The sequence below is a fragment of the Rhodococcus sp. 06-462-5 genome, assembly GCF_002258315.1.
In the GTDB taxonomy this organism is placed as follows: domain Bacteria; phylum Actinomycetota; class Actinomycetes; order Mycobacteriales; family Mycobacteriaceae; genus Rhodococcoides.
In genome coordinates, this window is sequence record NZ_NOYD01000001.1 from 272584 (window position 1) to 289569 (window position 16986).

The 16986-nt window shown below is 63.5% G+C and carries 23 protein-coding genes; 11 read left to right on the plus strand and 12 right to left on the minus strand.

Annotation, left to right across the window (positions count from 1 at the left end):
* Nucleotides 1-21: 21 nt before the first annotated feature.
* On the minus strand, nucleotides 22-456 hold the full coding sequence (locus tag CH251_RS01320) for a PaaI family thioesterase (RefSeq protein ID WP_094611455.1): 435 nt from the start codon (nucleotides 454-456) through the stop codon (nucleotides 22-24).
* A gap of 56 nt (nucleotides 457-512) precedes the next feature.
* On the opposite strand from CH251_RS01320, the gene CH251_RS01325 reads away from it, so the two are divergent.
* A complete protein-coding gene (locus tag CH251_RS01325) occupies nucleotides 513-1133 on the plus strand; it encodes a TetR/AcrR family transcriptional regulator (protein WP_094611456.1) in 621 nt (206 codons plus the stop codon).
* Nucleotides 1134-1206: 73 nt separating this feature from the next.
* Here the strand turns inward: CH251_RS01325 and CH251_RS01330 are convergent, their stop codons facing one another.
* Nucleotides 1207-1785 carry a hypothetical protein gene (locus CH251_RS01330; protein WP_256978744.1) on the minus strand — a complete coding sequence of 193 codons (579 nt, stop codon included), beginning with the start codon at nucleotides 1783-1785 and terminating at the stop codon, nucleotides 1207-1209.
* A 149-nt stretch (nucleotides 1786-1934) separates the two neighbouring features.
* Entirely contained in the window at nucleotides 1935-3329 is a 1395-nt protein-coding gene (locus CH251_RS01335) for a PLP-dependent aminotransferase family protein (RefSeq protein WP_094611457.1), read from the minus strand.
* Here CH251_RS01335 and CH251_RS01340 point away from each other — a divergent pair.
* The 6 genes from CH251_RS01340 to CH251_RS01365 all read left to right on the plus strand — a co-directional run bounded on the left by CH251_RS01340 (nucleotide 3328) and on the right by CH251_RS01365 (nucleotide 9215).
* Nucleotides 3328-4269 carry a DMT family transporter gene (locus tag CH251_RS01340; protein WP_094611458.1) on the plus strand — a complete coding sequence of 314 codons (942 nt, stop codon included), beginning with the start codon at nucleotides 3328-3330 and terminating at the stop codon, nucleotides 4267-4269. The genes CH251_RS01335 and CH251_RS01340 overlap by 2 nt on opposite strands.
* A complete protein-coding gene (locus CH251_RS01345) occupies nucleotides 4266-5486 on the plus strand; it encodes a pyridoxal phosphate-dependent aminotransferase (protein ID WP_094611459.1) in 1221 nt (406 codons plus the stop codon). The genes CH251_RS01340 and CH251_RS01345 overlap by 4 nt, the downstream gene beginning before the upstream one ends.
* Before the next feature lie 174 nt (nucleotides 5487-5660).
* Nucleotides 5661-6305 (plus strand): ABC transporter permease, encoded by a 645-nt coding sequence (locus CH251_RS01350; RefSeq protein WP_094611460.1) that lies wholly within the window; start codon nucleotides 5661-5663, stop codon nucleotides 6303-6305.
* Nucleotides 6302-7510, plus strand: coding sequence for an ABC transporter ATP-binding protein (locus tag CH251_RS01355; protein WP_094611461.1), 1209 nt, complete (start codon nucleotides 6302-6304; stop codon nucleotides 7508-7510). The genes CH251_RS01350 and CH251_RS01355 overlap by 4 nt, the downstream gene beginning before the upstream one ends.
* Nucleotides 7507-8244: an ABC transporter permease gene (locus CH251_RS01360; protein ID WP_179273677.1), complete on the plus strand. Its 738-nt coding sequence runs from the start codon at nucleotides 7507-7509 to the stop codon at nucleotides 8242-8244. Before CH251_RS01355 ends, CH251_RS01360 begins: the two co-directional genes overlap by 4 nt.
* Complete coding sequence (locus CH251_RS01365) at nucleotides 8241-9215, plus strand: glycine betaine ABC transporter substrate-binding protein (protein WP_094611462.1); 975 nt, start codon at nucleotides 8241-8243, stop codon at nucleotides 9213-9215. Before CH251_RS01360 ends, CH251_RS01365 begins: the two co-directional genes overlap by 4 nt.
* A gap of 2 nt (nucleotides 9216-9217) precedes the next feature.
* Here the strand turns inward: CH251_RS01365 and CH251_RS01370 are convergent, their stop codons facing one another.
* Both CH251_RS01370 and CH251_RS01375 read right to left on the minus strand, forming a co-directional pair.
* A complete protein-coding gene (locus tag CH251_RS01370; RefSeq protein ID WP_032396904.1) occupies nucleotides 9218-9415 on the minus strand; it encodes a helix-turn-helix transcriptional regulator in 198 nt (65 codons plus the stop codon).
* Entirely contained in the window at nucleotides 9412-9819 is a 408-nt protein-coding gene (locus CH251_RS01375) for a hypothetical protein (protein WP_094611463.1), read from the minus strand. Before CH251_RS01375 ends, CH251_RS01370 begins: the two co-directional genes overlap by 4 nt.
* A gap of 173 nt (nucleotides 9820-9992) precedes the next feature.
* On the opposite strand from CH251_RS01375, the gene CH251_RS01380 reads away from it, so the two are divergent.
* Together CH251_RS01380 and CH251_RS01385 are read left to right on the plus strand one after the other, a co-directional pair.
* Nucleotides 9993-11156: an NADH:flavin oxidoreductase/NADH oxidase gene (locus CH251_RS01380; RefSeq protein WP_094611464.1), complete on the plus strand. Its 1164-nt coding sequence runs from the start codon at nucleotides 9993-9995 to the stop codon at nucleotides 11154-11156.
* 110 nt (nucleotides 11157-11266) lie between these two features.
* Nucleotides 11267-12208, plus strand: a complete 942-nt coding sequence (locus tag CH251_RS01385; protein ID WP_094611465.1) for a DUF808 domain-containing protein — start codon at nucleotides 11267-11269, stop codon at nucleotides 12206-12208.
* A gap of 12 nt (nucleotides 12209-12220) precedes the next feature.
* Here the strand turns inward: CH251_RS01385 and CH251_RS01390 are convergent, their stop codons facing one another.
* From CH251_RS01390 to CH251_RS01405, 4 genes are all read right to left on the minus strand, one after another.
* Entirely contained in the window at nucleotides 12221-12433 is a 213-nt protein-coding gene (locus CH251_RS01390) for a hypothetical protein (RefSeq protein ID WP_094611466.1), read from the minus strand.
* A gap of 8 nt (nucleotides 12434-12441) precedes the next feature.
* Nucleotides 12442-13029 carry a transcriptional regulator gene (locus CH251_RS01395; RefSeq protein WP_256978745.1) on the minus strand — a complete coding sequence of 196 codons (588 nt, stop codon included), beginning with the start codon at nucleotides 13027-13029 and terminating at the stop codon, nucleotides 12442-12444.
* Between the two features lie 61 nt (nucleotides 13030-13090).
* Nucleotides 13091-13480 (minus strand): hypothetical protein, encoded by a 390-nt coding sequence (locus CH251_RS01400; protein ID WP_094611468.1) that lies wholly within the window; start codon nucleotides 13478-13480, stop codon nucleotides 13091-13093.
* Between the two features lie 13 nt (nucleotides 13481-13493).
* Entirely contained in the window at nucleotides 13494-13865 is a 372-nt protein-coding gene (locus CH251_RS01405) for a VOC family protein (RefSeq protein WP_094611469.1), read from the minus strand.
* A 61-nt stretch (nucleotides 13866-13926) separates the two neighbouring features.
* On the opposite strand from CH251_RS01405, the gene CH251_RS01410 reads away from it, so the two are divergent.
* A complete protein-coding gene (locus CH251_RS01410) occupies nucleotides 13927-14361 on the plus strand; it encodes a MarR family winged helix-turn-helix transcriptional regulator (RefSeq protein WP_094611470.1) in 435 nt (144 codons plus the stop codon).
* 2 nt (nucleotides 14362-14363) lie between these two features.
* On the opposite strand, the gene CH251_RS01415 is transcribed toward CH251_RS01410, so the two are convergent.
* From CH251_RS01415 to CH251_RS01425, 3 genes are read right to left on the minus strand one after another with little or no spacing between them, the layout of a single operon-like run.
* Nucleotides 14364-15173: an alpha/beta fold hydrolase gene (locus CH251_RS01415; protein ID WP_094611471.1), complete on the minus strand. Its 810-nt coding sequence runs from the start codon at nucleotides 15171-15173 to the stop codon at nucleotides 14364-14366.
* Nucleotides 15174-15186: 13 nt separating this feature from the next.
* Complete coding sequence (locus CH251_RS01420) at nucleotides 15187-15909, minus strand: pirin family protein (RefSeq protein WP_094611472.1); 723 nt, start codon at nucleotides 15907-15909, stop codon at nucleotides 15187-15189.
* Nucleotides 15906-16358: a MarR family winged helix-turn-helix transcriptional regulator gene (locus CH251_RS01425; protein WP_094611473.1), complete on the minus strand. Its 453-nt coding sequence runs from the start codon at nucleotides 16356-16358 to the stop codon at nucleotides 15906-15908. Before CH251_RS01425 ends, CH251_RS01420 begins: the two co-directional genes overlap by 4 nt.
* An 86-nt stretch (nucleotides 16359-16444) precedes the next feature.
* On the opposite strand from CH251_RS01425, the gene CH251_RS01430 reads away from it, so the two are divergent.
* Nucleotides 16445-16963: a VOC family protein gene (locus tag CH251_RS01430; protein ID WP_094611474.1), complete on the plus strand. Its 519-nt coding sequence runs from the start codon at nucleotides 16445-16447 to the stop codon at nucleotides 16961-16963.
* Nucleotides 16964-16986 lie beyond the last annotated feature (23 nt).

The window sequence follows — 16986 nt, forward strand, 5'->3', positions numbered from 1 at the left end:
GGGCAGCATCTGTCGCAGTGTTCAGCCGACTTTGTACGAGCCGGTTCCGGTCGCGACGAGGCGGCCGGATTCGGTCCCGACGATGTCGACTCGACATGTCTTCAGGCTCCGGCCTGCGTGCATCCGAGTACCGACGATATCGATCCCCTCGGCGTATACCGGCTCCATGAACTGAACGGACATGGAGACCGTGACGCCCCGAAGTTTCTCGGGCACTGCGGATCCGGCCCAGGCGGCGGTCATGATCCCGATATCGATGCAGCCGGCGATCACGCCACCGTGCAGCATCTGGCCGACGGTGGACAACTCATCGCGGTACGGCAGCCGCAGTCGAGCGGTGCCCTCGTCGATGTCGACCAGCTCGATGCCCAGTTGCTGCACGAACGGTGATTGTGGAAGAAACATGGTCATCGCTGCGCTTCCGCTGTCCGGTGCCTGTACTTCGTTGGTTGTCATCGCTACCCCTCTATCGTAATCAGATTCTGATATCGAAATCAGAGTACGATAAAGTTATGGTCTTGGATACCCCCACCGACAAGCGGAAGCGTCGAACGCACAACGCTGTGCTCGACGCCGGCCAGACCCTCTTCCTCGAGCACGGTTATCGCGGAACGACGATCGAGATGCTTGCTGCAACAGCAGATGTGGCAGTGAGTTCGATCTACGCCAACTTCGGCGCAGGCAAGGTCGACGTCTATACGGCACTGGCCTGGCGAACGGCGCTCACTCACGTCGAGCAGATGTCTGCACCCGTCGACGCGGACGACCCAGTCCGTGTGGTTGCCGAGTTCCTCGACCGATACATCGCCTTCCATCGCGGTAGTCCGCTGGCGCTGCGACTGCTGGCGCTGACGGATGTGGACAAGTCCGAGTCCGAAACGGTCGGTGAGGCGAAGATCAGGATCGACACTGCACTCGGTGGGCTCATCGATTCGGTGACGCGGGCAGTGACGGACGCCGGGTCCGACGTCGACCCTCGCGCTTTGGTCTTGAACGCCTGGGCGGCGATGAACGGTGCTGTGTCACTGAGGCAACGACGCATCGTCGATCAACCGATGCTCGACGCGATGCTCGCGATCACGCGGGCAGATATGCTCCGTCACCTGACCGGAACGTTCGGCGAAAACCGTTGAACTGAGCGCAGAGTCAGGTCCTCGCGGGGAGACCACCCGGACCCGGTTGGTGGGTCCGGGCGGTGACAACCCGTCAGGCCGGGCAGCTCACGGTGTAGGTCCAGACTGTGCCGACCGGTCCGGTGACGCGGACCAGGACAGCAGACGCGGTGCCGGGGGGAACCGATACCACCACCGAGCCGACCCCGGTGCTGCCGCCGACATAGCCGGTGTTGTGGATCGGTGCACCCTGGTAGAAGACCTCGATCTGATCGGGCACGTCGACGGTGTCGTAGCTGAGGACGAACGAGGTCGGGCCGGTTCGGCCCAGTTCGTGCAGGGTCTCCGTCACGCCCTCCTCACCCGACAGTGTGGAGGCATTGCACTGCTGGGTAGCGATGCCTCCGTTGGCCGAACCGGTGTCGATGCCGAGAATGCCTCCGGCAATGGCGCTTCCGCTGCCGAGAATTCGGGCACCGTTGTCGATGATGTTGCCACCGTCGAGAATCGCGCTCCCGCTGTCGATGATGGCGCTGCCACTGTCGACGATCGGTCCGAGTTCGGGTTGGGCGACGGCTGTCGCGGGGACGGCCAGGGCACACGCCGCGGTTGCAAGGGCAACTGCCACCGAACGACGAACCAGGTTCTTGCGAATTCCACTCTTGCTCGACACAATTCCTCCACCGAAAGTACGTGACGGGCTGTCCGTCTCAGCGATGGTGACACAGCGATCGCGCGTCGAGTATCCCTTGTTCGGATGACCATGCAGGGCCGAAGATACTGTGCCCCAAAGGTTACTGTCATTCAATCGACTCAACGGTCTCAGATGATCGATCCGATCGTGCGCGCCGCGTCGGGAAACTCGCCGGGGTTGGGGCCCGCATAGTTGAGCCGAAGGTACTTGCCGGCGGGTTCGGCGGGAAAGTAGTCGTCGCCGGCCCCGACGATGACTCCCGCCGACTTGCATTCCTGCACAATGCGTTCCAGGTCGGAGTTGTCGGGAAGCCGCATCCAGAGATTGAGCCCACCGCGCGGCACCGCGTCGAGATGCCCACGCGGTGCGAGCTCGATGAGGCTGTTCGCCAACAAGTCGCGACGCGAGGCCAACTGAGTGCGCAACCGCCGCAGGTGGGTTCGCCAGGCGGGTTGCGTGACGACGTCCAAGGCGACGGCTTGCAGAATCCCGCTGACATACATCGATTCGGCTCCCGTATCGGCGAGGATGCGCTCGTGGGCGGGCCCACGAGCGATCAGGCCTGCCAGGCGAACCGAGGGTGACACCGTCTTGGTGAGGGATCGAAGATAGACGACGTGCCCGGCGTCGTCTCGTGCGGCCAGCGGATTCGGCTCGGAGGTGATACCGAAATCGTGGGCCGAGTCGTCCTCGATCAGGAAAGCGCCGTGGCGTCGAACAGTGGTGAGGACCTGCTCGGACAAGGCGGGCGACCACTGTGCTCCGGTGGGGCTGGCGAATGTCGGTTGGGCATAGAACGCCCGAGCGCCGGTGTGCACGAATGCCCGTGCGAGCGCGTCGGGGTCCGGCCCGTCGACGCCACTGGGTATCGGTACCACGCGGACGCCGGCCTGCGTGGCAGCAAGGATCGCACCCCAGTACGTCGGGGATTCCATGAGCAACGGACGGCCGGCACCGACGAGCGCGCGAAATGCAGTGCTGAGTCCGGTCTGGCTGCCGGGGATGATGACGACGTCGTCGGCCGACGGTGGCGTGATGCCCAATGGTGTCGACTCCCCCAGTTCGGCCGCGAACCACGCCCGTAGTTCCGGCAGGCCCGCGGTGGGTGGTCGGGCTATCACCGAGTCGGTCCTTGACGCACGGGTGAAGGCAGCGTGAACAAGCCTTTCCGGCAACAACTCCCGGGCCGGGTAGCCCGAATGCAACGCGATCACGTCGCTCGAGGTCGACTGCAGAGCCGCTGGTAGTTGCAGTCGGTTGTCCGGCGCTCCCAGCGCCGCCGTCTGCCATCCGTAATCGTTGGGACGGGCCGTGCGCACTGTCCTGACGAATGTGCCGACGCCGGGCCGGCTTTCGATGACGCCTTGTGCGATGAGCGTGCGCAGGGCCTTCTGTACCGTGACCGGGCTGGCCGAATGCTCGGCAACCAGGGCGCGGGTGGACGGCAACCGGGCTTCAGGGGGCGCAGTCGCAATCCAGGTTCTCAGTGCAGACACGATCCGGGAGCTGCTATCGTCGGACATGACACAGCATAGTAGCGCTACTCGGTCTGGCACGGGTCTGCTATCGCGTGCCGGACTGCTCTGGGGTTTGGCGGGCGTCACGGCGTTCTCGTTCACGGTGCCACTCACCCGCATCGCCGTCACCGGAGGCCTGTCCCCGCTCTTCGTAGGCTGCGGACGCGCTGTGGTCGCTGCCGCACTGGCCGCGGTAGCGCTCGCCGCTACAGGGCAACGGCTTCCGCAGGGGCGTCAGTGGATTCGGCTCGCTGTGATCGCGGCCGGTGTCGTCGTCGGTTTCCCGGTACTCACCTCGTACGCCCTCACCACTGCATCGGCGGGACACAGCGCCGTCGTCATCGCGTTGCTGCCGGCGGCCACCGCCGCTATTGCGGTTGTCCGCGAACGGCAACCGGTCCGGCCGATGTTCTGGGTGGTCGCAGGCATGGGGGCCGCCGTCGCGGTCGGGTTCGCTGCCCTGCAAGGCGGACAGCTGGCCGGGTTGCAGTGGTCGGATCTGCTGCTGCTCGGAGCAGTGGTCGCCGCAGCGGTGGGATATGCCGAAGGCGGCCTGCTGTCGCGAGAACTCGGTGCGTGGCAGACGGTGTCGTGGGCGCTGGTGGTGTCCGTACCGGTGACCGGAGCGTTGGCAGCGCTCGCGTGGTGGCAGCAACCGTCGTCGGCCGGTGCATCCGAGTGGGCCGCATTCGGCTACCTGGCGGTGGTGAGCATGTACCTCGGGTTCTTCGCCTGGTATCGGGGACTGGCAATCGGCCCGATGGCCGGCGTCAGCCAGGTCCAGTTGATCCAACCTGTGCTGACCATCTGCTGGGCCGCGGTCATCCTGCGCGAGGGCTTGACGTGGCCGGTGCTCGTGGGTGGAGCGGCGGTCATCGTGTGTGCAACAGTGGCGGTCCGGACCCGGATGTCGCCGACAGTTCGGCAGGAGGAGTTTTCGAAATGACGAGATCGATCGATCAGGCGCGCAAGCTCGAGAACGTGCGCTACGACATCCGTGGACGCATTCTGGACAAGACCGAAGAACTCGAGGAGCAGGGACACGCGATCCTGCGACTCAACGTCGGTAATCCTGCCCCGTTCGGTTTCGAGGCACCGGACGAGATCATGATGGCGATGATCCGCAACCTCCCTACCGCGCAGGGGTATTCGGACTCCCGCGGCCTGTTCTCCGCGCGCACAGCGGTGGTCCAGTACTACCAGACCAAAGGCCTGACCGATCTCGACGTCGGCGACGTCTACCTCGGCAACGGGGTATCGGAATTGATCACCATGACGATGCAGGCCCTGTGCAACCCGGAAGACGAAATCCTGATCCCGTCGCCCGACTATCCGCTGTGGACCGGCTCGGTGGCCCTGGCCGGTGGCGTACCCGTCCATTATTTAGCCGACGAAAGCCAGGATTGGGCCCCGGACTTCGAGGACCTCGAAGCCAAGATCACGCCCCGCACCCGCGCGATCGTGGTGATCAACCCGAACAATCCCACCGGAGCGGTGTACTCACGCGAGGTACTGCAGCGATTCGTCGACCTCGCGCGGGAGCACGATCTGGTTCTGCTCGCCGACGAGATCTACGAGAAGATCGTCTACGACGGTTCGGTGATGACCAACCTCGCCACGCTGACCGGAAAAGATGTTCTGTGCCTGACCTATTCGGGTCTGTCGAAGGCGTATCGGGTGTGCGGATTTCGTGCGGGATGGCTGGCGATCACCGGACCGCGTCGACGCGCGGCGAGTTTCATCGAGGGCATCACGCTGCTGTCCAACATGCGCATGTGCGCGAATGTCCCGGCGCAGCACGCAATACAGACTGCGCTCGGCGGCCGACAGTCGATCGAGGATCTGCTGCTCCCGGCGGGCAGGTTGACCGCGCAGCGTGATCTGGCCCATCGCATGCTCAACTCGATCGACGGAATCACCTGCGTCCAGGCAGCGGGGGCGCTGTACATGTTCCCCAAACTCGACACCGAACGGTTCGGGATCGTCGACGACGAGAAGTTCGTGCTCGACCTGCTCGAGTCCGAGAAAATTCTGGTCAGTCACGGTCGTGCCTTCAATTGGGATGTGCCCGATCACTTCCGACTCGTCACGTTGCCCAACGTCGACGATCTGGCGACGGCGCTCGAGCGTCTGGGCAATTTCATGAGCTCGTACTCGCAGTGAGCCTTCTGCTCGAGATGATTTTAAGTTCGGCCGGACATTCGACGACGAAGTATTCGTGCATATAGATCCACATATTGCTCTCCTGCACCGCCTGCGGCGCTGACGTTTTTCCCCGGAAGGCCGGGGAAATGCGGGTTACGCTCGGCGTCCGATCTGCCGGGCGAGAGGGAATTCGTGGATCTATGGGGTTATCTGCAGGGGCGAGGTGAAACCCTTGCCTTCCTGACGTACCAACATGCGTCACTGGCATTTCAGACGGTCTTGGTGGGCACCGTCGTCGCGGTGGCAGTGGCCATTGCGGTGCATCGGCTACCGCTCTTCTCGGCCTTGACGCTCACGACCAGCCGAGTGGCTCTGACGATCCCTTCTCTGGCCCTACTGGCGCTGCTCATCGTGCCTTTCGGATTGGGTGTGGTTCCGTCGTTCATCATGCTCGCGTTCTTCGCAGCGATGCCCGTCATCGGAAACGCCATCGTCGGACTGCGTGGGGTCCCCGACACCGTGATCGAATCGGCCAAGGGAATCGGACTGTCCCGCAGCAGGATTCTGGTATCGGTCTCGCTACCGATGGCGTGGCCGGTCATCCTCACCGGCATACGCGTGTCGACGCAGATGGTTGTCGGTGTCGCCGCAATCGTTGCGTACGTGCTCGGTCCCGGGCTGGGCTCGCTGATCTTCAACGGGCTGTCGAGATTGGGTGGAACCAACTCCGTCGAGATGGCAGTGACCGGAACAGTTCTCATCGTCGTCATCGCATTGGTGTTCGATGCCCTGCTCGTCCTTCTCGGGCGCCTCACCATCTCGAAGGGATTGTCATGACGGACAACACGACCGGCGGACCGACGGTCACCGGTGCCTCCATTCGCCTCGACGGTGTGGTCAAGCAGTACAAAGGTCAGAACAAGCCGGCGGTGCAGACGATCGACCTCGAGATCGAGGCCGGCCACATCGTGGCTTTCGTCGGACCGTCCGGTTGCGGCAAGACGACGACGCTCAAGATGATCAATCGCCTGATCGAACCGACCGAGGGCCGGATCTTCATCGGGGACCGTGACGTGACGGGCGAGGATCCGGACAAGCTTCGGCAGTCCATCGGGTACGTCATTCAGTCCGGCGGACTCTTCCCGCATTGGACTGTCGCCAAGAACGTCGGAGCCATTCCCCGTGTACTGGGTTGGGACGCGAAGAAGATCGAACAGAGAACCGACTATCTGCTCGATCTCGTCGGGCTCGACGTCGCCGATTTCCGTGACCGTTTGCCCAAGGACATGTCGGGCGGCCAGCAACAACGAGTGGGCGTAGCTCGCGCACTCGCCGCAGACCCGCCCGTTTTGTTGATGGACGAGCCCTTCGGTGCCGTGGATCCCATCACGCGAGTACGACTGCAGGACAGTCTGATCGCCATTCAGCACGAACTCGCGAAGACCATCGTCATCGTCACTCACGACTTCGAGGAGGCGACGAAGTTGGGTGACAAGGTGCTGATTCTGTCCGAGGGTGGTCACATCGAGCAGTACGCGACTCCGGAAGAGATTCTGGCGAAGCCGGCCAGCCCGTTCGTCGAGGAGTTCATCGGCTCCGGGGCAACGCTGGCGCATCTGACGCTGTCCAGGGTCAAAGACGTCGAACACGATTCGGTGGTCACGGCCAAGGTCGGCGACAGCTCGCAGGAGGTCATCGCGCGCGCCCGAGCGCAGGGGGCCACCTGGATCGTCGTCATCGACGAGCACGGCCGGCCCCGTGCCTGGCCGTCTCTGGACGAGGTGGCCACCAAGGATCGAATCACCGACTATGTCGACGCGCGGTTGCCCAGCGTCGCACCGTCGTCGACTCTCAATGACGCACTGGATTCGATGTTGGCGGCCAGTCAGGGTGGAGTCCTCGTCACCGACGGCCGAGGTGCTGTGACCGGCGCGTTGACGATTGCCACCGTCATGGCCGTGATCCGCGGTCAGCTCTCGGAGGCTCGATCCGGCGACGGACACGTGTCGTACTCGGCACATACCGAAGGCGCAGCAACATGAATCGACTGCGCAGTGCGCCGTTGGACGTGTGGTTCGAGCCGATCGTCATCGCGGTCCTCGGACTCGGCTACATCCTGTGGTATCGATCGACGACACTGACCACCACCGAACAGGCATCGCTCGGCTGGGACAACCTGAAGACGACGATCGTCGATCACATCGTTCTGACGTTGACGGCCACGGTGATCGTCGTCGTCATCGCAATACCGTTGGGAATCCTGCTCACTCGCGACCGAGCGAAGAACTTGCGGCCTGTGGCCGTCAACTTCGCCAACATCGGTCAGGCCGCGCCGGCCGTGGGTCTGATCGTGCTGCTGACGATGTGGCTCGGAACCGGGTTCCGCACCGCGGTGGTGGGTTTGGTCGTCTACGCGATTCTGCCGATTCTGCAGAACACGATCGTCGGAATTCAACAGGTCGATCAGCGGACGATCGAAGCGGCCCGCGGCATCGGGTTCTCTGGGGTCCGCACCCTGGTGCAGGTGGAACTTCCCTTGGCCGTGCCGGTGATCCTCAACGGTGTGCGCACGGCGCTGGTCATCCTCGTTGGAACTGCCACGCTGAGTACGTTCATCGGGGCGTCGAGCCTCGGGACGCTCATCACGACGGGCACGACGCTCTTCCTGCCGAAGCTGCTCATCTCCGGTGCTGTTCTCGTCGCACTGCTCGCATTGATCATCGACTGGCTCGGCCGTGTGGTCGAATTGTTCGCGACCCCAAAGGGAGTGGCATGATTCGCCGTCTGCTCGTCGCCGCTGCAGCTGTGGTGCTTGCCGGGTCGGTGGCGAGCTGCGGCCTGGTCAGCTCGTCGGGAACGTTCGAGGCCACCACCCTTCCCGACGGCGCGAGGCCGCTCGACGGTGCATCTCTCGTGGTGACGAGCAAGAGCTTCACCGAGGGTGTACTTCTGGGAAAGATCACCGCCACATACCTTGCCGCTGCCGGCGCGACGGTGACCGACCTGACCGGTGCGCCGGGGTCGGCGTCGTCGAGACAGGCGCAGCTCAACGGCGACGCGGACATCCTGTGGGAGTACACCGGCACCGGCTGGGTTAACTATCACAGCCAGACCGAGACGATCAGCGATCCGCAGGAGCTGTGGGAGCGCGTTCGCGACATCGAGAAGAGCGAGCACGATCTGGACTGGCTACCGCCGGCCAACTTCAACGACACGTACGCCTTCGCGGCATCTGCCGCCACCGCTCAGCGGCTCGGCGTCACCACTCTGTCCGATGTCGCGAAGCTCCCGGAAGCCGACCGAACATTCTGCGTCGACGACGAATTCTTCTCTCGTTCCGACGGTTTCGGTCCGATGCTCGACACGTACGGGATCGGACTGAACGCGCCGGGCGGAGTACCGTCCAGCAACGTCACCCGCATGGACGCCGGTGTTGTCTACACCTCCACCGCGGACAGTTCGCCGTGCAATTTCGGCATGGTTTATACCACCGACGGCCGGATCAAGAACCTGAATCTGACGTTGCTGCAGGACGATCGCGCATTCTTCCTGCCGTACAGCGGTACCGCGGTAGTTCGCAACGCGGTGCTCGAGCAGCACCCCGAGATCGCCGATCTGCTGGCGGTGGTGTCCGAGCGGTTGACGGACGACCTGATGCAGGAACTGAACGGACGCGTGGACATCGAGGGTGAGGATCCCTCGGATGTCGCCTACGAGTGGTTGCAGAGCGAGGGGCTCGTGAACTGACCTCAGCTCTGATCCGGCTCGAACAGTTCCTCGATCGAACAGTCGAAGGCCGCGGCGAGGCGAAAGGCGACAGGCAGGCTCGGGTCGAATCGTTCCTTCTCGATGGAGATTATCGTCAGTCGGGTGACGTCGATACGCTCGGCCAGTTCGTGCTGAGACCAGCCCTGTTCGGTGCGACGCCGTCGAACACTGTTCTTCACTCGGACAGAGCGCGATGTCGCGCGTAGGTGTACCGCGCGGTGAACGATGCGAACGCGGCGAGAAGCAGTCCTGTCAGTAGCAGTGTGGTCGGTGGCTCGGCCCGCGCGATCGAGACAACTGCAAGTGTCAGACCCAGAATGCACACCAGGTCGGTGGCCATCCCACTCGATGCGGCCGACGTCCAGTGAGATTCGATGCTTTCGCCCGATGTATACGCCGCCTCGGCCGTCGTAGGGGCAACGAAGAGGACCCAGCCCAGCATGGCACCGAACGGAAGAGCGGTGAACCCGAACACCACCGCCGCGATCCCCGGCGCGACGGGTGAGACCAGCCAGGCCAGTAACGCCGTGGCCGCGGCGGCCGCAAGGCCGACTGCGCCGACCGACAGCCATCTGAGTGTCATGTGAGTGCTCCGATCGTAGGTATAGCTCGCTATACGTATAGGAAACCATACATCAGGCCTCACGCTCGGGGGAGCGAGACGGTGAGAAGACTGTCACCGATGTGCAGCATCGGTGTAGTCAGTCGAAACGTGCCAGATGGTGAGGTGGTATCACTCAGGAAAGGACCACTGCCATGCCGGATCTCTTCAGCCCGTTCACCCTCAAGAGTGTGACGCTTCGAAATCGAATCGCCATGTCGCCGATGACGATGTACCGCGCCGTCGACGGCAAGATGAACGACTTTCATCTGATGTACCTCGGTGCGCGCGCGGCAGGCGGATTCGGGATGGTGTTCCCGGAACAGGTTGCGATCACGCCGGACGGTCGTACGACTCCTGGCTGCGCCGGGATCTACGACGACGACCAGATCGATGGTCATGCACGCGTGACAGCGATGATCAAGGAGATGGGATCGGTCCCGGCCATCCAGCTGGGGCACACCGGACGCAAGGGCAGCGAAGTCCCACCGTGGCAGGGAGGACACCAGCTTCCGGCGGACCATCCCGACGGCTGGGAATGTGTGGCGCCGTCGGCAATTCCCTACGGCGGCGACCACTCCTTCCCCGTCCACGAGCTGACCGTGCCCGAGATCAAGGCCATCCACCAGAGCTACGCCGACGCAGCTGTCCGGGCCGCGGAGGCCGGGTACGAATGGCTCGAAATGCACTATGCCCACGGTTATCTCGGTGCCAGCTTCTTCTCGCCGCTGGCCAACCAGCGCACCGATCAGTACGGCGGCAGCCTGGAGAACCGGGCGCGGTTCCATCTCGAGGCGCTCGACGCCGTACGGGAGGTGTGGCCCGAGAAGTACCCCCTCACCATGCGCTTGGGCTCGGACGATCACCACCCGGACGGTGTCCAGTTCGACGAGTCCATGATCGCCATCGGATGGATGAAGGAGCACGGCCTGGACATGGCTGATGTCAGCCTCGGCTTCAACACCGACGACATGGTGGACCCGCCGTTCGGGGATATGGGCTTCATGGTCGAGCGCGCGGCACGCGTCAAGCGTGAGCTGGACATGCCGGTAACCTGCAGCTGGAATCTGGGCGTTCCGGAAAACGCGGACGCCGTCATCCGCGAAGGCAAGATCGATGTCGTGCTGCTCGGGCGCCCGGCACTCGCCAATCCGCACTGGCCGGTCTGGGCCGCGCGTGAGCTCGGCCACGGGGACCCGTTCTCGCTGGTCCCCGAGGACTGGAGCTGGTGGCTGAAGAATTTCCGCGGACACGACCCGAGCATCGGACTGCCGCCCGCGAAAGTTCTCGACGACGAGCAGGAGAGGAAGATCGCGTAGCAGAGGGAAGGGCCGGACGGCGATCACGGACCATCCGCGGGCGGTAGGGTTCCAAGGGCTCGCATCATGAGGAGCCAAGTGGTGTTCTCGTATCGACGCGGAGGTTTGTGATGGCCGGCGGACTCGTAGCCCTGCTCGACGACGTGGCAGCGCTGGCTCGCCTGGCTGCAGCATCGATCGACGATGTCGGTGCGGCGACCGGCAAAGCAACGGCCAAGGCGGCAGGCGTCGTGATCGACGACGCAGCGGTGACGCCGCAGTACGTTCGCGGTCTCGCGGCCGAACGTGAACTGCCCATCATCAAGCGCATCGCAGTGGGTTCGTTGCGGAACAAGCTGCTGATCATTCTGCCGATCGCCCTGCTGTTGAGTCAGTTCCTACCCTGGCTGCTGACGCCGATTCTCATGCTCGGCGGCTGCTACTTGAGCTACGAGGCAGCACACAAGATCTGGGGTGCGCTGTTCGGCCACGGAGATCATCACGAGGCTGCCGAGGACGAGCCGCGTGACGAGGATGCCGTTGTCTCCGGAGCGGTGCGCACCGATCTCATTCTGTCGGCCGAGATCATGGTCATTGCGCTGGACACGATTGCTGCAGAGGGCTTCTGGAGTCGACTGATCATCCTGGCGGTAGTCGCCGTGGTCATCACGATCGTCGTCTATGGAGTCGTCGCGCTGATCGTCAAGATGGACGACATCGGTCTGAAACTGGCCGACGGTTCCACCGGGTTCGTCGAGAAGTTCGGCCGAGGCCTGGTCAAGGCCATGCCGAAGGTCATGTCGGTGCTCTCGGTCGTCGGTACCGCAGCGATGCTGTGGGTCGGTGGACACATCCTGCTCGTCGGAATCGACGAGCTCGGATTCCATCCCATCTACGAACTCGTCCACCACGGCGAAGAAGCAGTGCGAGGAGTCGCCGGCATCGGCGGAGTGCTGGCGTGGATCGTGAACACCCTCGCGTCGGCGGTCATCGGCGCGATCGTCGGTGGCATCATCGTGGTTGCGCAGCTGGGGATCTCGAAGACGCTCGCCAAGCGGGCTGCCGCGAAGTAGTGGCGGCTTTCGTCACCGACGAGCCAGCTCGAGTACCCGTCGCTCGGACATCGAGACATCGGCGAGTGATGCCGTCAATTCGTCCCACGCCCTCTGAACGCGGAGTTCATCTCGGCGTAGACGACGTTGTGCCGCAGCGAGTCTGCGGCGATCAGCCTGCAGTAAGCGCTGCTGCCGATCGTGCCGGGCGATGAACAGGTACGTATGCGGATCGAACGGATACATGCCAACTCCTATGGTGTAGTGGGGAATCCGTGCATCAGAACCATGATGTGTTCGCGGTCCCCGGAGCTCGCGTTCTCGCCGTGCCGACGCCATTTGTCGAGGACGACCCGCAATTCGGCATCGAGCTCGGCAGTCTCGTTCGCTGTCAGTCGCAAGACGTTGTCGGTGCTGAACGCTGCCGATACCCATTCGGGCCCCCAGGACTCGGACGTCCGATCGAAGTCACGCAGCCGAGACCATTGATGCGCCAGCCAGGAGTCCTTGGACGCCTTGGCGACCGACAGGGACTCCGGCGAGTCGGCGAAGTCGTTCTCGGACCAGCTGAACCCGTTCTCGTTGGCCTCCGACCACCAACGTTGACGTTTGTCCGATCCGTTCTCGACCTCCTTGACGAACCCGTGCTCGGCGAGTTTGCGCAGGTGGTAGCTCACCGACGCGGGTGACTCGTCCACCAGATCGCCGAGCTGGGTCGCCGTCATCGACTTGTTCGCTCGCAATGCGTAGAGCAGGCGCAGTCGAATGGGATGTGTGAGCGCCTTGAGCTCGGACATGTCCGTCAGCTTCCGGGGCGTCCTGTCGGGAGGCGGTGGGGTCATGCCACAACCATAACCCGAAAGAAATATTTCGCAATAGTTCTTTCGGATCTTCGAGGGGTGTTCAGTCCCTCCAGTCGACCGCGAAGTCGAGCCAGGAGTCGGTCGTCGCCTGGTCGGGTAGCACCACGATCAGCAACGCTCCGAGGCCAACCACGATCGGAGCGGGCAGGATCCACCACGACCATCGTCGATCCTGGCCGACGACGTGGAGAACGCGAATGGCCCAGAGCAGCCCCACGGTCAGCAGCACCACGACCGCTACCGCACCGACGAGCAGCGGATCCAGCCACGCGAAGTCACCGCGGGGAGACGGCCATCGATTCATGGACATGCATACCAGCGCGAAGACGGCGATCGTCGTGAACGCGAGGAGGATCGGACCGGGCGGCTTCGCAGCCTGTCGAGGCGCATTGGCTGCCTCGATCAGGCGGTCGATCAGGCGGTTGAGCACGGATTCGACGGTACTAGCTGCTGTGCACGGTGACGGCGTATCCGTCCGGGTCTTGCAGGACGAAGGTCTTTCCGAAGGGGCCGTCGAAGGGTGCGGTCTGGATGGGCACGTCGGCGGCGACCAGTGATTCGTGGAGCGCCTCGGCGTCGTCGCAGGAGAGCCACAGCGCGACTCCGAGTCCTGCCTGACCGCTGTCGAGATCGGTTCCGGGGGCGGGATTTCGGACAGCGAAAGGGATGGGCGAGGTTGTGAACACCACTGCTCCGGGTGGTGCCTGGGGTGCGCGGACGAGGCCGAGCCGGCTCTCGTAGAAGTCTGCGCTGGCGGCGAGGTCGCGTACTTGCAAGGAGAGGAAGCTCGGTCCGGAAACGGTAGCGGTGGTCATGTCGGTCCTTTCGTGGGGTTGTCAATGTCTTGACGAGAGAAATGTATGTCAAGATATTGACATGAGTCAAGTGGACGTCGACACCTCCATCGGTCTGGCCCTCAAGCGAGCCACGTCAGCGCTGCGTTCGGCGATGGACGATGCTCTACGCGAACTCGACATCACCGTCTCGCAGTACTCAAGCCTCGAACACCTCGCGCACACGCCTGGCCTGTCCAACGCCGAACTCGCTCGCGCAGTGTTCGTCAGCAGGCAGGCAACCCATCAGCTGCTGGCCGGGCTCACGCGAGACGGTTTGGTGGAGATCGAGGGCACCGGCCGCGACCAACGTCTGTACGTAACGGTTACGGGCAGAGAGCGATTGCGGCAAGCGTCGGCCGCTGTCGCCGCCGTGGAGAACGCCATGATTGCGTCAATGTCGACAGGCGAGCGAGAAGTGCTGCACCGCAATCTTGTTGCGTGCGCCGAGGCGCTGGACGGGCACCCCCACTCGTGACCTCACTCGATCGAGTCGAGGAACTCCAGTATCGCCGCATTGAATTCGTTCGGCCGGTCCATGTTCGCGGCGTGACCGCACTTGTCCAGCACTGTCGATCGACCGTGCGGATTGCCTGCGACGCTGTCGAAAGCGTGTGTGGCAGGCCAGAACTGGCTCTCGCGTCCGGCGACCATCAGGTACGGCTTGTCGGTGTCCGCGATGGTCGAGCGCCAGTCCTGTGCAGCATGATCGGCGAGTAGAGCCTTCATCGGTGGGGTGTCGGGCGACGCAATCTTCGGCATCGCGCGTAGTGCGAGCACGAGCCTCAGCAGCGACGGCACCGACTTCCACTGCGGCCGGCCGTGGCCGGTATCGGGTATTCCGTTGTCGAAGAACGTCGTTCGATTGTCCTCGGTGAGTCCGTAGAAGCCGTTCTTCCAGTCTGCGGTGTTCACCATCTTCGGCGTCTGATCCACCGACACGATGGCGCGAACGCGGTCGGTGCCGAACTGCGACACGTACGACCAGACGGTGCTCGCTCCCATCGAGCCGCCGATCAGTACGGCCTCGTCGACGCTCACCGCCGACAGGAAGTTCGCCACATCGCGTCCGTGCCGCTCCATGGTCGCGCCGTGTGTCGGCGCCTCCGAGGCACCGTGTCCTCGTCGATCGAGCGCCAGAACGCGATATCCATTCGCCACCAACGCCTTCTGCTGCAGCGCCCAGGTGGTCGCGGGCGCGCAGAAACCGGCGATCAGCACCACGGCCGGGCCCGTGCCCTCGTCGAGATAGTTCAGGGTGACTGCGTCGTCGGTGATGACGGTCGGCATGGACGAAACTCCCTCAGGCGAACTCGGCGTGCATTTCCCAGATCATGATCTCGCTCGCAGTCGATGCTGTCACACGGTGTCCGCCGGTACCGGTCAGCCGTACCGCGTCCCCCTGGGCGAGATCGCCGATGTCCTCGAACACCGCCGAACCGTCGGCGACGAAGATGTGACCGAACGGCGCGTCGGGGACGACGATCGACTGTCCGGGCCGGAGTCGCGCAACATGCAGTGCAGCAAAGCGATTGCCGATGCGTACGCCGGTCCTACCCGGCATTCCCGATGCGACGCAGACGAGCTCGCCGGATGCCAGCTCGTCCCGCACGTCGAACTCGTCGTACGACGGTGCCCGTCCGTCGGCATCCGGTGGAATCCACATCTGCACGACGCGTAGCTTGTCGCGGCTGGTCAGGCTCGACGCGTTGCGTTCGGTGTGGCGGATACCGGTCCCTGCGCTCATGCGTTGAATCAGCCCGGGGCGGATCAGCCCGCTGTGGCCCTCGGAATCCGTGTGTTCGAGCGTGCCCTCGAGTACCCAGGTGAGGATCTCCATGTTCCGGTGCTCGTGCGAGTCGAATCCTTCACCGGGAAAGACGGTGTCCTCGTTGTGCACCATCAGCAGCCCGTGCGCGTTCGCCGCCAGGTCGTAGTTTCCGGTCGCGGGGAAAGACTGCTTGGAATCGAGCCATTCGTTCCACCAGTGATGCCGTTGATCACCGGGAATGTGTACGAGTGTCATGACGCGTGGTTCCGCATGGCCGAGAAGGTGCGGGTGAGGGCCGCGAGATCTTTCGGGTCGACCAGGTCGAACATGTTCCTCCGTACCGCCTCGACGTGCCCTGGACTGGCCTCGGCGAGGGTGTCGAGGCCGGCGTCGGTGAGTTCGGCGGACATGCCTCGCTTGTCGTCGTCGCATTTGACGCGCCGGACCCAACCGCAGTCGACCAAACGGCTGATGGCCCTGGTGACACCGCTGCGCGTGGTGGTGACGGCGTCGGCGAGTTCGCTCATGCGGCGTCGGCGATCGGGGGCTTCGGAGAGAACCACCAGCAGCTCGAAGTCGGTGAACGAGATCCCGGAGTCGCGCGTGAGCTGATTGTCGAGATCGCGAAGCAGCAGCCGCGTCGCGTCGAGGTATGCGCGCCAGGCCAGCTGTTCATCCTGACTGAGCCACCGTGGGGAATCCATGACCTCATAGTAGTTGACAACGCAACTACTGGGTGTACTGTTCCTAGTAGTTGACGAAGCAACTACTTGACCCGGAGGGTGGAGCGATGACCAACGAATTGACTGCCGACGAGACTCGACGCGCGCAGGAACACGAAGAGCAGCGGGACCGTATCCGTGCCCAGCACCTGAAGCCCGCAGGCGACCGGCCCGCATCCTCGGCCCGCGGCCTCCACCACACCGCGTTGGTCAGCAGTGACGTAGAAGCAACGGTCCGCTTCTATCAGGATCTGCTCGAGTTTCCGCTCACCGAGCTCATCGAGAACCGTGACTACCCGGGCTCTTCGCACTTCTTCTTCGATATCGGTAACAGCAACCTGTTGGCATTCTTCGACTTTCCCGGACTCGACGTCGGACCGTATGCCGAGGTGCTCGGCGGCCTCCATCATGTTGCGATCAGCGTCGAGCCCACCAGGTGGGAACACCTGCGTACCAAGCTGATCGACGCCGGAGTCGAGCTGATCGAGCACAGCGAGGTCTCGCTGTACTTCCGTGACCCCGACGGTGCCCGCCTCGAACTGATCGCCGATCCACTCGGTGAGATGTACGGCTCGCACGTCCTTTGAGAATCCATACACTTCACGATTCG